Genomic DNA, 19,921 nt, shown 5'->3' on the forward strand with positions numbered 1-19,921 from the left:
GATAAATACGTTCGGCAAGTTTCATCGGATACAGGTTTTTTATTTCTGGACGGATGAATCACGTGGCGGGTATCCTGAATGCTTTCGGTCAGAACTTTCATCACAGAAACCGGGTTTCTCGGAAACGTTCTCTTTTTCAGGGATATTTCAGCCGCGAGAAAGCCGGAATATTTATTTGCCTGCATAATATTGATGTTAGGTGCGATCGGCATATTTTGTAGCAGAGTAGCCAAATAAAAGTTAAGCTAAGAACTTGTAGACGCTATCGGCTAAGCACTCTTTTAAAACTGGACAACCAGGTAGAAGCAGTGATAGATAGCTAGCTTTAATCCGTAACAGGATTAGTTATCAGCACAGGTTAAAATTATTACCAGGCGGGTGCTCCCCAGCTCCAAGTTCTCAAGCTAAACCATTCAACAGGCATATTTTTGTTAAGCCTGTGTGGTTGGGAAAGTGCCGGCTGATAACATTAGCAAGACAAAATTAACCCGATTATTCGGAGGCTCTTCATGAGCAAAATATTTGTTTTAATAAATTGGAACAAAATTGCTCTAGACCCGATCCTCTGCGTTGGCGTAGCCCCCGTAGGGGCGGGATTCGCTAACGCACTTGAGGAGGAAATCTAGTGTCAAACTTAGTTCAACGCTTAGAAATAACCGCTCATCCGCAACTAGAAAAATCCCTGGGCTATCGAGGAGATAGTCGCTGGGTAGCTTGGCGCTGGGAGCCCGACATCGACCAACTTATATCCAGCGACGGCAAAACAGTCGGCACTGGCAATAATATGGCTTGGCTGGTGTTTTTGCAGCACGATTTAGTCGATCCTGCCCTACAAGAGTACAACCTCAGCGAGGGCGATCGCTACTGGCTGCTTTTAGACACCGAAACTAGAAATCTCTACGTCGGTGAAGGGAAAACAGTTCAAAGTCTGCTCGAACAGCCGGAAAGTTTAGGTTTATTGGCTTGTCTCGATGGCGGGAATGCTGATCGACAAACTGGTGAAACTTGGCAGCAAACGCTATCTCAACTAACAGCCAAACCAGTTGTTCGCAACCTGACAAATGCCCTGCCTTTCGGTATCGCCGCCGCTTTGATAGGTGCTTTAGGCATCGGAACCGGATTGTGGGTAGTACCGGCGGTGCAGCAGAAACTAGCCGAAAAAACAGCTTTTGTTTCCCCAATTAGTTCTGGCGCCAACTGCGGGCTTGGCGGTTCCGACGATTTTTCAGCTTATATCGGTTCCTCAAGCGGAAACAAAGAACTTCATTTAATAGGCGTTTACGAAGCTAATGCGGATCACAAGAACCGAGATTTGTCTAAAAGGGCGATCGAAATCAAAGTAGAACGCCGAAACAAGCCCATAATTCTCGCACTTTCAGCTTATGAACCGGTGCAGTGGAACATTACCGCAGAACCGGGCGCAGTTATCGAAAAAATCATCGTTAACGGATACCACAACCAAACTGTTTCAGGAGTTTCTGGAATTCCGGTAGAAGAGCACAGCTACGAAGAAACCGGAAACAATCTCGGCGACTTTATCTACAAGTGGGGCGCAACCGCTGAAAGTAGCAATACTTCTTCCCTCGTGACTAAATTGGAACAGAGAAACAGCACCAGTTTAACTTCTTTTCAAGGATGCTACAGAGGTAAGAACTTTACGATTAAGTAATAATTATTGATTATTTTGGGGTAGGGAAACGGCACTGCCGTCTCCTCAATAGCCATGTTGTCGATGGGTTGTATCAACAGACCACTCGCAAGGGTAATTTCATCATCTAATGCGGTTGATTTTACCCCTTAGCCGAAATCAGGACACGGCAGTGCCGTTTCCCTACAATTAATCGGGCGATGCTTACATCGTCACCAGGACGATTATTTTGGGGCTAGGGAAACGGCATTGCCCATTGGCGTCAACTTAACGTACAACCAATAGTCCGGCTCTTGTTGAAACCCCTGCCTCAAAACTAAAGTCCTCTTGCATAGGACTAATGAGTTCTTCAGTCCTCTTTCAGAGGACTTTAGCTATTAGACAGGGAATTCATTCCCTGGCGGACTGCCGGGTGAGCGGGAGGACTTGCGGAGGAAAAGTTTAAGTTGACACGCCTTGGGCATTGCCATCTCCGACCTTGCCTGATGTTAATTCAATTATTTATATTTTGAAGTGTTATTTGACAAGCTTATGTAATGACTGTATCATAAACTATTAACTTTAATTTGTGATTCCAGACAATAACAATGCTAACAAACTTAAGATGAAATACTGGTACGAAACGCTCGCAGTAGCACAGCGAATTTTAATTGAATTGGGGAGACGCCGACGCAGCTTAGTCTTGTGGAGTATTTTTCCAGTTTCTATCTTGCTAATTAACGGTTTGATTTTAAAAGAACGCGCTAATCTCACCACAGCAAAAGCCTTTGAAACTGCTGCACCTGCAAGCTTAGTAGGAGCGGCTTTATTTTTTAGCTGTCTCGGCGGTAGCGTAGCAACAGTAGTAGCAGAGCGAGAACAGCATACCCTCAAACGCTTGTTTATTTCCCCGCTGAGCGGCACTTCCTACTTTTTAGGGATTTTCCTGGCTCACAGTTGCATCGGCATCGGTCAGGTAATCTTAGTATACACGATCGCCTCTTTTTTAGGAGCACAATTTCAAGGCTCTATTCTGTTAGGATGTGCGATTATTCTGCTCAGTATTGTATCTTATGTAGGTGTAGGCTTTATTCTCGGCACCCAGTTTGCGAGGCGCACTGAAGATGTCAACTCCCTAGTAGCCGCTTTCGGCGTTCCTTTGTTGATTTTAGGAGGCGCATTTTTGCCAACTTCGCTGTTTCCCAAAAGTTTGCTGGAACTCGCCCAGTACAATCCAATCTATCACATGAACGAAGCGCTGATGGGCGTGTGGGCTGACGGCAAAGATTTGGCTGATATTGCAGAACACTTTTGGTATTTATTCATATTTTCTATTGCCATGATTGCAGGTGGATGGCTTTCTTACCGCAGGATGCTGAGAGTAGAAAGAAGACTTTAAAAGTATCTCATTATTATGTCGTAATTATTCATCTCTCTCTTCTCTTCCTCTGCGCCCTCTGCGCTCTCTGCGGTTAAATAATTCCGAAAAAATCGTAAATATATAAAATAATACGGAGAATTAAAGCAGTGCTGCAAATAGAAAAGCTAAATAAGTCTTACGGCGAGCGCTCAGTGCTTAAAGATTTAACACTGCACATTCAAGCTGGAGAAATTTACGGTTTGCTCGGGCCAAACGGGGCGGGCAAAACTACAACTATCAATATTTTATGCAATTTGCTAAATGCCGACAGCGGCAAAGTTTCCATCAATGGCGAGCCTGTTTCCGAAGCTACAAAATCCTTAATCGGTGTAGCGCCCCAAGAAAATTTGCTTTACAAAAGCCTTAGCTGCGAAGAAAACCTCAATTTTTTTGCTCAAATTTACGGCTTAGAGCGCAAACAGCGGCGCTATCAAGTAAGACACTGTTTGAAAGCAGTTAATTTGACAGATAGAGCTACAAGCCCTGTGGAAACTTTGAGCGGAGGAATGCAGCGCCGTTTGAATATTGCGGTGGCTTTGGTACACCAGCCTAAATTAGTAATTTTAGATGAACCGACAACGGGTTTAGATATTGAGGCTCGCTATGAAATTTGGGAATTAATTCAGCGCTTGCAATCGGAAGGAATTACAATTTTGCTGACAACTCACTTGTTGGATGAAGCTGAGCGGCTGTGTCAGAGAATTGGAATTTTAAAGAATGGCAGTATTGTAGCTGAGGGCAGTTTGGAGGAGTTGCAAAAACTGATTCCTGCTCAAGAAATTATCGTGGTAAAAACCGACGAAGAAGCTGAAGTCATCGCCCGCGCTAAACAATACAGTTTCATTCCCCGCCGCTACGGTAGCGATTTGGCTTTTTGGCTGCCGGAACGTTTAGAATTAAAAGAAATTATTTTGCTGTTCGACGGGATTTCTATTGATTCAATCGCTCGTTATCCGGTGCGGTTAGAACATATTTATGTAGAAGTAACTAAACAAACTGTATCCTAATCTGCGTCCATCCGCGTATATCCACCCAGTACGCATCAAAAACCAAAGAAACCGGGTTTTTTACCGCATCTGCCGACTGTAACGCAGTATTTTCGCAAAAACCCGGTTTCTGACCACCCGTGCGTCCAAGACTAAACTAAATTCATCTGCGTCCATCCGTATATCCGCCACCATCTGCGGTCAAAAATTCCAAAGTAATTAACAAGGGCGATGTCTAGATTCTCAAGATATCGTCAACCTTAATGCTGTCTGGCAAAATAGCCAATAAAATTCCGCTAAAACAAATAAACCCTCATACCCACAGCCTCTGAGGGAGGTCTAAATTATGTCCACATGGAAAAGATCCGACTTTTCCGACTTTATGATCCGACTTTTCCGACTGACAGAGGCAGGGGCCCTAAGCAATGATAGAGATAGGGAAAGCCAACCCACGATGTCTAGATTGTAAAGATATCGTAAACCTGGATGTTGTGTTGCGAAATGTTAAATAAAGATAGGCTATAAAAGATATGTCTGTGGTATGATACATTTAGGTTGCATCTAATGTTATAGAAATCCATTCCCCCACGAGGCCAGTGAAAGCCCACTTCATATCAGGACTACCCCGCTCAGGCTCTACTTTACTGGCTGCATTACTACGACAAAATCCCCGCTTTCACGCTGCTATGACTAGCCCAGTCGGGGGATTAGTGGAGAGAATGTTGGAAGCCATGAGCGAAGACAATCAGTTTTCCACGTTTATTTCCCGTGAAAAAGGGGAACGGGCTAACAATTTTACAGCTCGATCGATTTGAGCAATAAGACTAATAAATTCTTCAGTCCTCATAGCGAGGACTTAAGCTTTGAGGCGGGGGTTTCAACCCCGGCCAGACTTGGATGTAAACGATAGATATCAAAAATTTCAGTAATTATGAACGTACCAAACATGAACAAGCAAATTATTTTCGTAGACTCTTCTGTACAGGATTATCAAAGCCTAATTCAAAAGACCGATCGCGCTCAAATTTTCATTTTAAATGAAAATTTGAGCGCGATCGACCAAATTACAAACGCCTTAGCCAATCAAAAAGATATTGAAGCAGTTCATATCCTTTCTCACGGAAGTGAAGGCAGTTTAAAACTCGGTGCAGACACGCTCAATGACAATAACCTAGAAAAGTTCAGCACTCAGATAAAACAGTGGGGAAATGCCTTAACAGAAAATGGCGATATCCACCTCTACGGCTGCGATGTAGCAGCAGGAGAAACAGGAATCAAATTTGTTAAAGAACTGAGCGAATTAACAAAAGCCGATGTAGCAGCATCGAATAACATTACAGGCAATGCAGAATTAGGAGGCGACTGGAAATTAGAAGTAGAAACAGGCACGATCGAAACATCCACACCATTCAACCCCGACAGTCTCAAAACTTACAACTACATTCTACCCGCCGTTGCTAACTCAGATAACAAAGCCGTTACAGTTAACTCGCCTAAAATTACTATCGACGTACTTGCCAACGACACGGGCAGCAGTCGCGTCTCAGTGCAAAGCATCACCACAGTGCCTACTAACGGCACTGCCACCATCAACGATTCCATTTACGCAGGCGGCTTTTTCAATACAGTCAACGGCATAACTCGCAACTATATCGCCAGAATGAACGCCGACGGCAGCCTGGATACTGCTTTCAACCCCAGTAGCGGCATGAATGGCTTTGTCTATGAGATCGCCCTCGACAGTAGTGGCAAACTTTACGCAGCGGGCGTTTTCACCACAGTCAACGGCACAGATCGCAACAGAATCGCCAGAATGAACGCCGACGGCAGCCTGGATACTACTTTCAACCCCACTGGCGGGATGAATAACGGTGTCACAGCGATCGCAGTTGACAGCAGTGGCAAACTTTACGCAGGGGGCGATTTCACCACAGTCAACGGCACAGATCGCAACAGAATCGCCAGAATGAACGCCGACGGCAGCCTGGATACTGCTTTCGACCCCGGTAGCGGCATGAATAGCTTTGTCACTACGATCGCCCTCGACAGCAGTGGCAAACTTTACGCAGGCGGCTTTTTCAGCACAGTCAACGGCACACCTCGCAACAGAATCGCCAGAATGAACGCCGACGGCAGCCTGGATACTGCTTTCGACCCCAGCGGCATGAACGTTGTCCGTGCGATCGCCCTCGACAGCAGTGACAAGCCCTACGTAGGCGGCAATTTCACCACAGTCAACGGCACACCTCGCAAGAATATCGCCAGAATGAACGCCGACGGCAGCCTGGATACTGCTTTCAACCCCACTGGCGGCCTCAATTTAGATCCCGGTGCGATCGCCCTCGACAGCAGTGACAAACTTTACGTAGGCGGCAGTTTCACCACAGTCAACGGCACACCTCGCAACCGAATCGCCAGAATGAACGCCGACGGCACCTTGGATACTGCTTTCAACCCCAGTAGCGGCCTGAATAGCGATCTCAATGCGATCGCCCTCGACAGCAGTGGCAAACTTTACGTAGGCGGTGCTTTCGGCACAGTCAACGGCACACCTCGCAACAGTATCGCCAGAATGAACACCAACGGCACCCTGGATACTGCTTTCAACCCCAGTAGCGGCATGAATAGCGGTGTCAGTGCGATCGCGGTTGACAAAGGGCGCAGCATCTTCTACACCCCCAACGCCAACTTCAACGGCTTAGACACCTTTGAATACACCGCCACCGACGGCATTGTTTCCACCCCCACCACCGTCACCGTCTTAGTCAACGACTCTCCCACCCTCGATAACACTGGCACACCCGCCCTCACGGCGCAAAACCAAAACGACAGCGCCAGTACAGGCACACTCATCTCCACCATCATCACCAACCTCGGCGGCACAAAAATCGTCGATCCCAACGCCAGCGCCAAACAAGGCATCGCCATCAGCGCCCTAGACATCACAAACGGCACTTGGCAATACACCACCGATGGCACAACCTGGACAAACGCCCCAGCCGTTTCCGCCACCAACGCCTTACTATTAGCCAGTGATGCCAACACCAAAATCCGATTTGTTCCCACCACAGGTTACAACGGCACTGTCGCCAACGCCATTACCTTTGCCGCCTGGGATCAAATAGTTGGCACAAATGGCACTACGGCTAACTACACCACAGACAGAACCAATAACACCACATCCAGCGTTTTCAGCAGTGCCACCGAAACCGCCTCCATCACCATTAACCCCCCTCCCACCATTACCAGCGTCACCTCTACCAAACTAAACGGCAGTTATGGCATTGGTACAAACATCGACATCACCGTTCAATTCTCTGAAATTGTCAACGTCACAAATACACCGCAACTAAGTTTAGCAGGTGCAACACCCGTCGCCAGTTACCTCTCAGGAACAGGTAGCAACACATTAACATTCCGCTACGTTGTAGCCGCAGGTGATAACAGTGCTGACTTAGATTATTTGTCAACAACTGCCTTATCTTTAAACAGCGGTACGATTAAGAATGCTGCCACTACTGATGCCATCTTAACTTTACCTGCACCCGCAGCCGCTAACTCTTTAGGTGCGAATAAAGCCATAGTAATTGACACTGTTGCACCCACTGTCACCATCAATCAAGCATTAGCACAAACCGATCCAACTGCCACCTCACCTATCAACTACACCGTCACATTTAGCGAACCAGTCACAGGTTTCGATGCGGCTGATATCGACTTAACTGCGAGTACAGCAACGGGAACATTAACACCAACTATCATAGGTAGTGGCGCCGTTTACAACGTTGCAGTTAACGGCATGACAGGGGGAGGCAATGTTATTGCTAGCATCAAAGCTAACGGCGTTACTGATACAGCACTCAATAACAACACTGCCAGTACCAGTACAGACAATACCGTTGCTTATAACAACACCTTCCCCACCGTTACATCCATCAACCGCCTTGCGACATCTCCCACTGCTGCGGCTACCGCTACCTACGAGATTAAATTCTCTGAAGATGTAACAGGCGTTGACGTTTCTGACTTTACTTTAGTCCCCACTGGTGTAACTGGTGCATCCATTGGCACTTTAACTGCTGTTGATGCTAAGACTTACCAACTGCAAGTTAACACAGGTACGGGCAGTGGTTCAATCGGGTTAAATTTAGTTGATGATGACAGCATCAAAAATAGCTTGGGAGTTGCATTAGGCGGTGCAACTGCTGGCAATGGTAATTTAACCGGACAAGTTTATAATATCGACAAAACACCGCCAACTGTCACCATAAATCAAGCAGTAGCACAAACCGATCCAACTGCCGCATCACCTATCAACTACACCGTCACATTTAGCGAACCAGTCACAGGTTTCGATGCGGCTGATATCGACTTAACTGCAAGTACAGCAACGGGAACATTAACACCAACAATCACAGGTAGCGGCCCCGTTTATACCGTTGCAGTTAACGGTATGACAGGGGGAGGCAATGTTATTGCCAGCATCAAAGCTAACGGCGTTACTGATACAGCACTCAATAACAATACCGCCAGTACCAGTACAGACAATATCGTTGCTTATAACAACACCTTCCCCACCGTTACATCCATCAACCGCCTTGCGACATCTCCCACTGCTGCGGCTACTGCTACCTACGAGATTAAATTCTCAGAAGATGTTACAGGCGTTGACGTTTCTGACTTTACTTTAGTCCCCACTGGTGTAACTGGTGCATCCATTGGCACTTTAACTCCTGTTGAGGCTAAGACTTACCAACTGCAAGTTAACACAGGTACGGGCAGCGGTTCAATTGGGTTAAATTTAGTTGATGATGACAGCATCAAAAATAGCTTAGGAGTAGCATTAGGCGGTGCAACTGCTGGCAATGGTAATTTAACCGGACAAGTTTATGAGATTGACAAGACTCCACCAACTGCTAGTTTAAATGCTGTTGCTGATGTGACGACAGCGGGAGGAACCAGTCAAAATTTGACTGTCACTTTCAGCGATACTAATGCTGTCGATGTTTCAAGCTTGGATAGTCCTGATGTTTTGATAAATTGGTCAGGCGGCGCTATTCCTGCTACTTTTGTCAGCGTTGATACTAATAGTAATGGTACGCCTCGGACAGCAACTTATTCCTTTGTTCCCCCAGGCGGAAGTTGGGATGATACCGACAATGGAATTTACACTGTTAACTTGCAAGGAAGTCAGGTTAAAGATGCACTTGGCAATCTTGCTGTTGCTGGTAGTTTAGGGACTTTTAACGTTAATGTTGCGGCACCGGCACCGGCACCTGCACCTGCACCTGCACCGGCACCTGCACCCGCACCCGCACCGGCACCGGCCCCCGCACCTGCACCTGCACCGGCACCTGCACCGGCCCCTGCACCGGCACCTGCACCCGCACCGGCCCCTGCACCCGCACCTGCACCCGCACCGGCCCCTGCACCCGCACCTGCACCCGCACCCGCACCGGCCCCGGCCCCGGCCCCTGCACCCGCGCCATCGGTAACGCCCGCGCCATCGGGAACACCCGCGCCATCGGGAACACCCACGCCATCGGAAACACCATCGGTAACACCCGCGCCATCGGGAACACCCGCGCCATCGGTAACGCCCGCGCCATCGGGAACACCCGCGCCATCGGGAACACCCGCGCCATCGGGAACACCCACGCCATCGGGAACCCCCACTCCATCGGAAACACCATCAGGAACACCCACACCATCGGGAACACCATCGGGAACACCCACGCCATCGGGAACCTCCACTCCATCGGAAACACCATCGGTAACACCCACGCCATCGGAAACACCGATACCATCGGGAACACCATCGGGAACACCCACGCCATCGGGAACACCATCGGGAACACCATCGGGAACACCCACGCCATCAGAAACACCGACACCAACGGGAACACCATCGGGAACACCCACGCCATCGGAAACACCGACACCAACGGGAACACCATCGGGAACACCGACACCAACGGGAACACCGACACCAACGGGAACACCCACGCCATCGGGAACACCGACACCAACGGGAACACCGACACCAACGGGAACACCGACACCAACGGGAACACCGACACCAACGGGAACACCGACACCAACCAACTTCTTCGATTATTCGTCGTCCCCCAACAGCGTTACTCAAAACTTCAGCAACATCACTCAACCTGTCACTATCATTGGCAGTCCTTTTAACGACAACTTCACCGGTACAAGCAACCCAGACAATATTAGCGGTAGCGATGGTGATGACATCCTTGATGGTGGCGTTGGCAATGACACCCTCAATGGCGGAGTTGGCAACAACACCTTCACCGGGGGAGTTGGCAATGACACCTTTATCTTTAATTCCCTTCCTGGTACTTTTGGCGGACAAAACCTAATTTTAGACTTCACCCCTGGAGAAGATAAATTACAACTTGATGTCGCCTTCGGTTTCACCTCACCGGAACAAGTGCTCGCAGCATTACAATCTACCCCTTCGGGTTTAGTCTTAAACTTAGGGAATGGTCAAACTATCTCTATCAAAGCCAATTCTCTCTCACCAAGCGACATCATTCTCTTTAGTAATTCCACAGCAACACCGACACCAACGGGAACAGATACACCATCGGTAACACCGACACCATCGGGAACAGATACACCATCGGTAACACCGACTCCATCGGGAACCGATACACCATCGGTAACACCGACTCCATCGGGAACACCGACTCCAACGGGAACCGATACACCATCGGGAACACCGACGCCATCGGAAACACCATCGGGAACACCGACGCCATCGGAAACACCATCGGTAACACCAACAACCAACAACATCCCCAATGACGACTGCATCTGCGATGACATTGCCTATCCCAACTTAAACCAACCCAATGCAGTTGAAAACACCATACTTGGTGTATCGGGAATTCAAATAGGCACTGCCCAAAACGATGAATTTCTCGGCACTAACAACGGTAATATATTCGATGGCAAATCCGGGGATGACAACTTATATGGTGGAGCCAGCAACGACATCTTTAATGGCAATCAAGGCAACGACTTCATCATCGGAGGCAAAGGTGACGACATCCTGTATGGAGATGAAGGAAACGACATCGTTCTTGGCGAGTCGGGTAACGATTTAATCTTCGGAGGCAAAGGCAATGACTTGTTACATGGCCGCGAAGGTATTGACATCCTTTATGGCAACAAAGATGATGACTTCATCGATGGCGGCAAGGATAATGACACCTTATATGGAGGCAAAGGTGACGACATCTTGCTTGGCAGTCAAGGTGATGACTACTTGTTTGGACAGTTAGGTTCGGATACTATCTGCGGCGGTGTAGGTAATGATTTCATCAGCGGCAACCAAGAAGCAGATATCCTGGGAGGATGCGAAGGAAATGATACTCTTTACGGAGGCCTAGATAACGATACTCTCACTGGTGGGAAAGGTGACGATTTGCTTGATGGAGGCATGGGCAATGATAGTTTGATTGGCGGTAGCGGTAACGATATCTTTGCCTTAACAACTGGTCAAGGATTTGATATCATTGCTGATTTTACCATCGGTCAAGATTTGATTGGATTAAGCGGAGGTTTGAGTTTTGGTCAGTTAGAAATAACTCAAAATACTCAGGGAAGTCTCATCAAAAATGTCTTGACAGGAGAAGAGTTAGGTGTGATGATTGGAGTGAGTGCCAATGCGATTACATCCGCTAATTTCCGGTTGATTTAGGAAATCAAGAAAAGCGCGATCGCCCATTCGATCCAAAAGGGCGATCGCACTTCCAGAAAAGCCGATCGCAAAATTCGATCGCACTTGAAAACCCCGACTTCTGTAAGCAGTCGGGGTTCTCGCCTTCACAGCCAACCTTTTCTAAACTGTCTTAGCCCATTCGATCCAAGTTTCCATCGGGCGGAAACCGACTGATTTGTAAAGCTTTGTCGCCCCCGTCAAACTGTCAGCATCGACGCTGAGTTTAGCTGTGTTTGCACCCGCTGCTTTCAACTTATGCAAACCAGCTAACAGCATCGCTTTTCCTAAACCCATTTTCCGAAACTCGCGCCGCGTACCCAACAATTCAATCCAACCGTCTTTTGTGCCGCTGCGGGCGTTTTTTTGGGGTTTGATTTGACAGTCGCAGAAAGCAGCAAATTTGCGTGAAGCGAAGCTATCCCGCAGGGAATCGCCCGAAACAGCAATCAAGTCTAATTCCGGCTGATAATTCGGATCTTGCATCCAATAACGCACGGTTTCCGCAGTTAAATCGTGGTGATTCCAGTGATCGATAAATGATTGGTTGAACATCTCTACCCAAGGTTGGATGTCTTGTTCTCCTGATACGTGTGTCAGTGCAAAATCTGCGGGAAATTCGGGTGTGGGAATGGGTTCGGCGAGGGATCGGGCCATTGTCCAAAAATAGCGATCGACCTCAAAGCCCTGTTTCTCTAACAGCCGCATCTCATCGGTTTTGTCCTCCCGGCTGTAGGTTCGCAATTTTGCGGGCAAATTGCGTTCTTTCGCCACTTCGCGCAGCCGCTTTTCGCCCCACTTAATTATGTCTTTTTCTAATCCTTCGCCACGGACATTTGGATGCACATAAAACCACAAAGAAGCGTCTATTTCAGCCGGGGAATCGGGCATATCTAGGAGTGACAAACCGATTAGTTTGTAATTACCATCTTCCCACAACTGCACGTCGCGGGCTTGGTCGAGTTTGGGTGCATCAAGTATTAGCTTGAGTTCAGTTGCTGAGACTTCTTCGCCGAGTCTATCCACTGCTTCGCAAGCATCGATCAAATTTGCGATCGCGCACCAGTCAGTTTCGCCCTTGTAGGAGCGTGTTGTCAAGATATTCATAAAAAACTTGCAATCCGTAATTTCGGACTGTTCCTCTTAGTTGGTATTGGCAAACAAGTACAGTAATTCAGACATTTTGGATAAATGTCAGTAACAGGCACTCCGGCCTGTTCCACAAGAAATAAATGTTCTTGTGGGGCGGGTTCGCGAGCCCGCACCTCAACTGTTTTTAGTATTTGAGAATGGTGTCGATAAAACTCAGAAACCTGTTTATATCACCCAGGATTTCAGGTTTTATCTTATAGCGCAATCATAAAAATTGGTTTGCCTTTTTGGGCTAGTTTTGTATGTGAGTTTATGGCCGGATGTCGATGAGTCGCGCTCTCTTTCGTTACCAAGCTTGGTGCTTAAGTAACTACTATTGTTTGAATAAAGTTTCTACAGCTAAGTAAAGAAGTTGTCACCCCCACTGGGTAGTTGATTTTTACTTTTGCTCTGTTTTACAATAAATCCTTTTTCAGGGATTTTGGGCTCCTCCTGTTAACTCGCCCGATCGGGGGAGGGGAGAAGTTGAACTTATTTAAAAGTTCCCTATTTCAACTATAACCTGAGCTGTTTTTTTTGGCAAGTTGGAAATCGAGGGAATCTTGCTAGTATTAACGAGGCTGGCATTTGATTGCAGGAGCGCTCCGGCTTTCAACCAGCCGTAACTGTAATTTTTATAACGTTTTTCCCTGAGTTGAGGATTTAATTTTATCCTAACGTTAAACTAACGTTAAACTGTTTTTTACAGATTAATATGAGGTAAATATGCTCGACAACCTCGATTTAGATATCTCCCTGGATAAAGAAACCTATGATGCCAAGATAGAAATTTTAATGCAACAGTTGCGATCGCTCCAACTGGCCTGCTGGGAAAAAAAATTGCCCGCAATCATCGTCCTCGAAGGTTGGGCCGCCGCCGGTAAAGGCGCGCTGGTCAAAAAAATGGTGGGGTACATGGACCCGCGCGGGTTTGCCGTCCACCCGATTTGGCCGCCGTCTGATGCAGAAAGGGGCTATCCTTTCCTATGGCGGTTTTGGCAGAAACTCCCCGCCCGCGGCAAAATTGGTTTTTTCTACCACAGTTGGTACACTCACATTTTAGAAGACCGATTGTTCGATCGAGTCTCCGACGCAGAAGTACCGACAGCCATCAGGCAAATCAACGCCTTCGAGCGGCAGATGGTTGATGACGGCGCCGCAATTGCCAAATTTTGGATTCACCTGAGCAAAAAAGAACTCAAGCATCGGCTCAAAAAACTAGAAGATGACGCATTACAAGCTTGGCGAGTGCGACCCGAAGATTGGAAACAAGCCAAAAAATACGAAGAATACACAACTTTTGCCGAAGAAATGGTAGCCCAAACCGGCACGGGCCCCTCACCTTGGACGCTAGTAGAAGGCGATTGTCAGCGGTGGGCAAGAGTCAAAGTTTTGACCCAAATGGCAGCGACAATTACAGAAGCCTTAGACAGACTGCCGATGCAATCTGCACCCGTGAAATTGCCACCTCAAGAAAGCTTGCAACCCACCGAACCCGACTTGCTGGCCCAAGTAGATTTAACTCAATCGCTGTCGCCCGACGAATACAAACAGCAACTGCGCGAGGAACAAACCCGTTTTGGCAAACTGCAACAAAGCATCTACGAAGAGGAAATCCCCGTATTAGTGTTGTTTGAAGGTTGGGACGCCGCCGGCAAAGGAGGAGCCATCAAACGCTTGACGGACATCCTAGACCCCCGCAGTTACATCGCTAATGCCTTTGGGGTGCCGACAGACGAAGAAAAAGCGCATCACTACCTCTGGCGGTTCTGGCAGCGGCTGCCAACGGCTGGTAAGATCAGCATTTGCGATCGTAGTTGGTATGGTAGAGTGCTCGTCGAGCGAGTCGAAGGATTTGCCACCGAACCCGAATGGCGCAGAGCTTATCAGGAAATCAACGAATTTGAGGAGCAACTCACCAGTTTCGGTTGTGTCTTAGTTAAATTCTGGCTGCACATCAGTCCTGACGAGCAACTAAAGCGGTTTACAGAGCGGCAAAACAATCCATTTAAACAATACAAACTCACCGAAGAAGATTGGCGGAATCGGGAAAAGTGGAATTATTATGAAGTAGCGGTGAATCAAATGATTCAGCGCACCAGCACGCCGGCTGCTCCCTGGACGCTAATTGCGGCCAATAACAAGTATTATGCTCGTGTTAAAGTAATTCAAACGGTAACGCAGGCAATTCGGAATCAACTGAAGCGCCGATAAATTGGGATTGGTGAATCGGTAACAGGTAATGGGGAAAAAAGTAGGCAGAACAAAGCAGGCTTGAATTGTCAATTCCACCTGCGGCGTGTTCGATCCATTACCAATTACCAATCAACCATTACCAGTTATCAATTACCAATTAACTGTCAGCAATCTGTGACTGGAAGTAGCGGGCTTACACCCTGCAACCAATAGTTGATAGCTGACCGGAATCGAGCATCAGGATAAATGCGATCGGACTGCGTTATTCGCGAAAGTTAAAAACCCACCGATGCCCGTATTTCCTCCCGCAGCTAAATTCGCGCTCGTTTCCACACTTCCGTACTAATTTATGAAGACACAGAATATTGCAAGATGCCAGAACTGTTAGCTCGCATTCTATTTCTATTCCTCCTGTTCTCACTGATCAAATCGTGGTGGGATCAATCAGGAGGTAAAGACAATCCGTTATTAGACCGACTGCGCGTTTTGCTGCTGATCAGCCTTTTGTTCCTGGCTTTTTTTGCGCCAGACACACCAGTCGGAGCAGCGATTTTCGGGCTCATAGCCTTCTTCTTTAAGCCGTTGGGTTTTTCCATCACTCTGCTGGTGATTGCGTCGGCGCTGATCACGAACGGGGGCATCCGCAACCCGGCGCCGAGAATGATCCTGGCAGCCCTGCTAGTTTTGATCCTTTCGAGTATGCCAGTTGTCGCTTACTGGTTCGCCGACCAAGCAGAACGGGACGCCGCTGCCGCCGTCCGCACAGCTTGCTGCGATGAAACTGCAGCGGCGATAGTTCTCCTAGGCAAGGGAACCACTCAGCCTCACATCCCCAACCGAGTAGCGATTCAACTGACAGATACAGGTAATCGCCTGCCCTATGCTGCCGTTTTGTACCGCCAAAAAGTGGCACCGATGGTCATCGTTACCGCTGGGCCCAGACCAGAGTTGGAGGGTTATGTTGGGGAAGCGAAGGATATCGAGACTTTGCTGGCAAACAACATGGGCGTGCCGCGCAGCAGTATCGTTCTCGACGATAACGGCAGCAACATACGCACCAGCGCCGAAGAAGTGAGAAAGATACTCGACAGCCGTGGCGCCCCGCGCAAAGTAATCCTGGTAACATCTGCGATTCAGATGCGCCGTGCCAGCCTCGCTTTTGCGAATATGGGAATCCAGGTGATTCCTAGGGCTACCGACTTCTACACTTTTCAACCCACGGCAGGAGGGAAATCCAGACTCCGCTTAGACGCGGGAGATTTTCTGCCTAGTGCAGAAGCTTTGGTAACTACGACGCGAGTATTCGATGAATATTTCGGGTCTTTCTATTACTATTTGCGTGGCTGGCAGGCTCCCAGAGCCTAAAGTGGCAAGTTGCTGGTGTTTTTCTTAGGCAACAGCGACTGCTCCCCAGATTGGTTTAACATCTGATGAGAAGAAGACCTTTGTGGGGAGCTGTATTTTTTTCTCATTCCGGCGGGGTCGCCGACAATCAAGTTTGCCATGAATGCAAACAATACCCAAAAGATAACTGGCTCCCACTCGGATTTTTTGGGCGTTGCTTCTGGGGTTGTGACAGATTCGACGTTAACTTTGATATCTAGTTTGCCTTCAATTTCTTTGCCTTTGAGAACTCCCTCCTTGCACACTCCCTTAAAAATCATGGGAGCGGGCTTTGGTGCTTCTGCTTTCGGTTCGTCTGCCATTTTTTTATCCTGGTTTTGGTGAATCCGGTTGGATAGTACATTCTTAAAGGTTCGGGGGTTTTCCGGACAGGATTTGGCGAACTCTGAAAGAATTAAGTTAAATATGCACCCCGCCCCTTGCTGGGGCTTAAACATAAGAATCTGAAGGCATTTCCAGCTAGTGCTGGTTTGTTTTAGATAGCAGCCTTGCCTTGAAGCTGCTACTTATATATCCGGGTGAAAGGGAGATTTTTATGCAAAGTACAGGTTTTTTATGAAAAATTTATTTGCTCCCGGCGGGCAGAAACGTCAACTAAATCAAAAGGAGTCCCGCGCTCTACCTGTACCCAGGTGAGCGTCGGGAGGAATTTGCGTGAGTGAAGAGAACCGCCCCGAACTAAACCAACGACTTTAGGTGTTGGAAGGCGAGGGGCGGTCGATGAGCGAACAAATTATTTTGCTACACCACTTGCTTTTTGTATGTTCACGAGATTGAATTTTGTCATAGTTCGTGAAAGTAATGCCTCAAATAATCACCGCCAAGCTAAAACTAAACCTGAATGCCGAGCAAAAAGCTTTGGTATCTCAGACTACCTTGGCTTATCGCGATGCCTTGAATCATACTTCACAAGTTGCTTTTGATGCGAACAAAACCAGCAATGGTGCTAAGTTACAAAAGGCTGTCTACAATGAATTGCGAGTTCGATTTGGACTTGGCGCTCAGATGGCTTGCAATGTACCGAGACAAGTTTCGGCAACGTATAAAACTCTCTGGACTAAGGTAAAACAATCTAACGATGCTATCGCTAAAGGGTACACCAAGAAACGGTACAAAGGACTAGACCAACCCCCTAAGTATATCTCTCGAACCTGTACCTTGAATTATCAGCGTGACTACTCGTTTAAATCCGAGCAGAAGGTGAGTATTATTACCCTGACTGGTCGAATAGTAGTCTCGTATGATGGCTACAACAAGCATCTGGATTTCATTGCGAATGGTTCCAAAGTTGGAGCAGCTAAAATTGTCTATCAGCGTTCCTCTAAGGTTTACTATTTGATGGTAAGTATTGAGGTAGAAACCCCTGAACTCGACCCACTGAAAATAACTAGAGTTTCTGGCGTTGACGTGGGGATGCGCTACTTAGCCGTAGAAACAGACTTACAAAACAAGTCTAATTTCTACTCAGGTTCAGAAGCTAGACATAAAGCCAACCGCTATCATAAAGCTAGACAAACTCTTCAGCGTAAAGACACTCGTTCGGCAAAGCGCAGACTAATTGCTTTGTCGGGAAGAGAAAGACGGTTTATCGCTGACGTGAACCACCAAATCAGCAAGGATATTGCAAAGCCTAATACTTTAATTGGACTGGAAAACCTAACCGGAATTCGGGATAGAACCAAGTCCAAGTCTGGTAAAAAGGTTAGCAAAAAACAGCGAAAAGCTAATCGAAACAAAGCTAAATGGTCGTTTGCCGAACTGCACGGCTATATTGACTACAAAGCTAATTTGAACGGCTCTTTAGCTACTAAAGTTCCAGCTAATTATACCTCGCAAAGCTGTCCAAAATGTGGACACACTTCGGCCGGCAATAGACCTAAAAAAGGACTATTGTTTCGTTGCGAGTGTTGCGGGCATGAGCTTCATGCTGATTTGGTGGGTGCGCGAAATATTGCCATGAGAACGTTGCTCGTTCGGCAGGACTGGACGAGTACGGGGAGCTTGTCAGCATCCCCTAATGTGTCGGGCGGTGAAACTAAAGCTGAGATTCTGCAAAGGTTCTCCCAATTGCGGTGGAGTTCAGATACAAGCCCACATCTCCGGCGGTACTCCGCTTGATGCTGGGTAGTTGACTAGCCTGAAGTTCGAGCTTGGTTGAGATCCCCGAAGAAACCCAGTTTCTTCCCGGAGCGGCCCCAAGTGACGCAATTCGGTTAATAAATAAACGGGGTTTCTGGCTCAATATCGCGCCAGGAATGGCAATCTAAAATTTAAAATGATCGAAATAATCGAGAGTGAAAATATCCACCAGCCAACTATCTTCCTTGGAACCGGAACAACTGGCAGTTTGGGCAAAAGAGGCAATTAATCGCAGTAAATCGGGTCAAATCCCTGCGTACATACCTCTCCTAGCGCAAGCCGACAGACAAGGGTTTGCCGTGCAAATTCGGGCAATTGACGCGCAAATTGTGAGCTGGGGTAGCATTGCTCACACATTCCCGCTGATGAGTGTAGTCAAGCCTTTTGTGCTGCTTTATTTGCTGTGCGAATTGGGCGAAAAAACGGTTTTTGACTGCGTTGGGTGTGAGCCTTCGGAACTGCCTTTCAATTCTTTAACTCAACTCGAAATAGACCAAGGGAAGCCGAGAAACCCGATGATTAATAGCGGGGCGATCGCCCTAGCGTCTTTGATTCCCGGTCAAAATGCTGTGTCCCGCTGTCAAAACTTGCGAACTTGGCTGAATCAACAGGCAAACAGTCAGTTATTTGTTGACGAGTTAATGCTCGATTCAGTGAAGAAAAATCCGAATCAAAACAATTGGAATCTCGCGTTGAAAATGGTAGAATCGGGTTACATTCAAAATCCCGAAATTGCTTTAGAAACCTACAATCGCATCTGCTGTTTGTCGGGAACTGTGGAGGATTTAGCTAAGCTGGGGATGGTTTTGGTAAATAGCGGCGATCGAGCAATGGGGGAAAACTGCCGTACTGTCAAAGCGCTGATGGCGACTTGCGGTTTGTATGAAGCATCGGGCCGTTTTGCGCTGCGGGTGGGGTTGCCGGCCAAGTCGGGAGTTAGCGGGGCTTTGGTGTCGGTAATTCCGGGTCAAGGTGCGATCGGCTGTTACAGTCCGCCCCTGGATAAGGACGGAAATTCTATCGGTGGCTTATTTCTGTTAGAAAAAATAGCTAAAACTTTGGGGCTAAGCGTATTTGATTAGATTGGTCAGTAAGCTATACTACATTTAATTTTCACTTTTAGGGCAGGCAAGATGCCCACCCCACAAGATTTTTACTAACATAACTATCCCAATTAAATGCGCGACAGCTTAGTCCGCAGTCATTAGGAACGGGGAATTGGGAATTGGGAATGTCTAATGGGGAATTGGGAAAAAGGTAATTTTCCCAAC

At 47.6% G+C, this 19,921-nt stretch carries 12 protein-coding genes and 1 pseudogene; 9 read left to right on the forward strand and 4 right to left on the reverse strand.

Translation table 11 applies throughout. The features are described from left to right. Positions 1-233 (reverse strand): annotated as a pseudogene (locus QUB20_RS08790) (hypothetical protein); the annotation flags it as partial. A gap of 392 nt (positions 234-625) precedes the next feature. Between QUB20_RS08790 and QUB20_RS08795 the strand changes: the two are divergent. The 5 genes from QUB20_RS08795 to QUB20_RS08815 all read left to right on the forward strand — a co-directional run bounded on the left by QUB20_RS08795 (position 626) and on the right by QUB20_RS08815 (position 11,762). Beyond that, positions 626-1,669 (forward strand): hypothetical protein, encoded by a 1,044-nt coding sequence (locus tag QUB20_RS08795; protein ID WP_333244418.1) that lies wholly within the window; start codon positions 626-628, stop codon positions 1,667-1,669. A gap of 547 nt (positions 1,670-2,216) precedes the next feature. Continuing rightward, entirely contained in the window at positions 2,217-3,026 is an 810-nt protein-coding gene (locus tag QUB20_RS08800) for an ABC transporter permease (protein ID WP_445299386.1), read from the forward strand. A 128-nt stretch (positions 3,027-3,154) separates the two neighbouring features. Next, on the forward strand, positions 3,155-4,054 hold the full coding sequence (locus QUB20_RS08805; RefSeq protein ID WP_333239505.1) for an ABC transporter ATP-binding protein: 900 nt from the start codon (positions 3,155-3,157) through the stop codon (positions 4,052-4,054). A 575-nt stretch (positions 4,055-4,629) separates the two neighbouring features. Then, entirely contained in the window at positions 4,630-4,848 is a 219-nt protein-coding gene (locus QUB20_RS08810) for a sulfotransferase (protein WP_445299387.1), read from the forward strand. A 131-nt stretch (positions 4,849-4,979) separates the two neighbouring features. Further along, complete coding sequence (locus tag QUB20_RS08815; RefSeq protein ID WP_445299388.1) at positions 4,980-11,762, forward strand: DUF4347 domain-containing protein; 6,783 nt, start codon at positions 4,980-4,982, stop codon at positions 11,760-11,762. Here QUB20_RS08815 and QUB20_RS08820 read toward each other — a convergent pair. Beyond that, positions 11,700-11,891 carry a hypothetical protein gene (locus QUB20_RS08820; RefSeq protein ID WP_333244408.1) on the reverse strand — a complete coding sequence of 64 codons (192 nt, stop codon included), beginning with the start codon at positions 11,889-11,891 and terminating at the stop codon, positions 11,700-11,702. The two genes, QUB20_RS08815 and QUB20_RS08820, sit on opposite strands and share 63 nt — an antisense overlap. Before the next feature lie 12 nt (positions 11,892-11,903). Further along, positions 11,904-12,887 carry a GNAT family N-acetyltransferase gene (locus QUB20_RS08825; RefSeq protein WP_333244405.1) on the reverse strand — a complete coding sequence of 328 codons (984 nt, stop codon included), beginning with the start codon at positions 12,885-12,887 and terminating at the stop codon, positions 11,904-11,906. Between the two features lie 750 nt (positions 12,888-13,637). On the opposite strand from QUB20_RS08825, the gene pap reads away from it, so the two are divergent. Together pap and QUB20_RS08835 are read left to right on the forward strand one after the other, a co-directional pair. After that, positions 13,638-15,125 (forward strand): polyphosphate:AMP phosphotransferase, encoded by a 1,488-nt coding sequence (gene pap / locus QUB20_RS08830; protein ID WP_333244402.1) that lies wholly within the window; start codon positions 13,638-13,640, stop codon positions 15,123-15,125. Positions 15,126-15,479: 354 nt separating this feature from the next. Continuing rightward, positions 15,480-16,472 (forward strand): YdcF family protein, encoded by a 993-nt coding sequence (locus QUB20_RS08835; protein ID WP_333054271.1) that lies wholly within the window; start codon positions 15,480-15,482, stop codon positions 16,470-16,472. Here the strand turns inward: QUB20_RS08835 and QUB20_RS08840 are convergent. Continuing rightward, the gene (locus QUB20_RS08840; protein WP_333244398.1) at positions 16,469-16,813 is read right to left on the reverse strand and encodes a hypothetical protein; all 345 of its coding nucleotides are present in this window, start codon (positions 16,811-16,813) and stop codon (positions 16,469-16,471) included. The genes QUB20_RS08835 and QUB20_RS08840 overlap by 4 nt on opposite strands. Positions 16,814-17,312: 499 nt before the next feature. Here QUB20_RS08840 and QUB20_RS08845 point away from each other — a divergent pair, with 499 nt between their 5' ends. Continuing rightward, entirely contained in the window at positions 17,313-18,629 is a 1,317-nt protein-coding gene (locus QUB20_RS08845; protein WP_333244395.1) for a transposase, read from the forward strand. Between the two features lie 176 nt (positions 18,630-18,805). After that, a complete protein-coding gene (glsA, locus tag QUB20_RS08850) occupies positions 18,806-19,732 on the forward strand; it encodes a glutaminase A (RefSeq protein WP_333244392.1) in 927 nt (308 codons plus the stop codon). Positions 19,733-19,921: the final 189 nt, after the last annotated feature.

The organism is Microcoleus sp. B4-C2 (genome assembly GCF_036705265.1).
GTDB lineage: Bacteria > Cyanobacteriota > Cyanobacteriia > Cyanobacteriales > Microcoleaceae > Microcoleus.

Excerpts from the sequence above, each read along its gene's own strand:
- QUB20_RS08815 (WP_445299388.1), top strand. The coding sequence starts at position 4,980 with ATGAACAAGCAAATTATTTTCGTAGACTCTTCTGTACAGGATTATCAA.
- QUB20_RS08825 (WP_333244405.1), bottom strand. The coding sequence starts at position 12,887 with ATGAATATCTTGACAACACGCTCCTACAAGGGCGAAACTGACTGGTGC.
- pap (WP_333244402.1), top strand. The coding sequence starts at position 13,638 with ATGCTCGACAACCTCGATTTAGATATCTCCCTGGATAAAGAAACCTAT.
- QUB20_RS08835 (WP_333054271.1), top strand. The coding sequence starts at position 15,480 with ATGCCAGAACTGTTAGCTCGCATTCTATTTCTATTCCTCCTGTTCTCA.
- QUB20_RS08840 (WP_333244398.1), bottom strand. The coding sequence starts at position 16,813 with ATGGCAGACGAACCGAAAGCAGAAGCACCAAAGCCCGCTCCCATGATT.
- QUB20_RS08845 (WP_333244395.1), top strand. The coding sequence starts at position 17,313 with ATGCCTCAAATAATCACCGCCAAGCTAAAACTAAACCTGAATGCCGAG.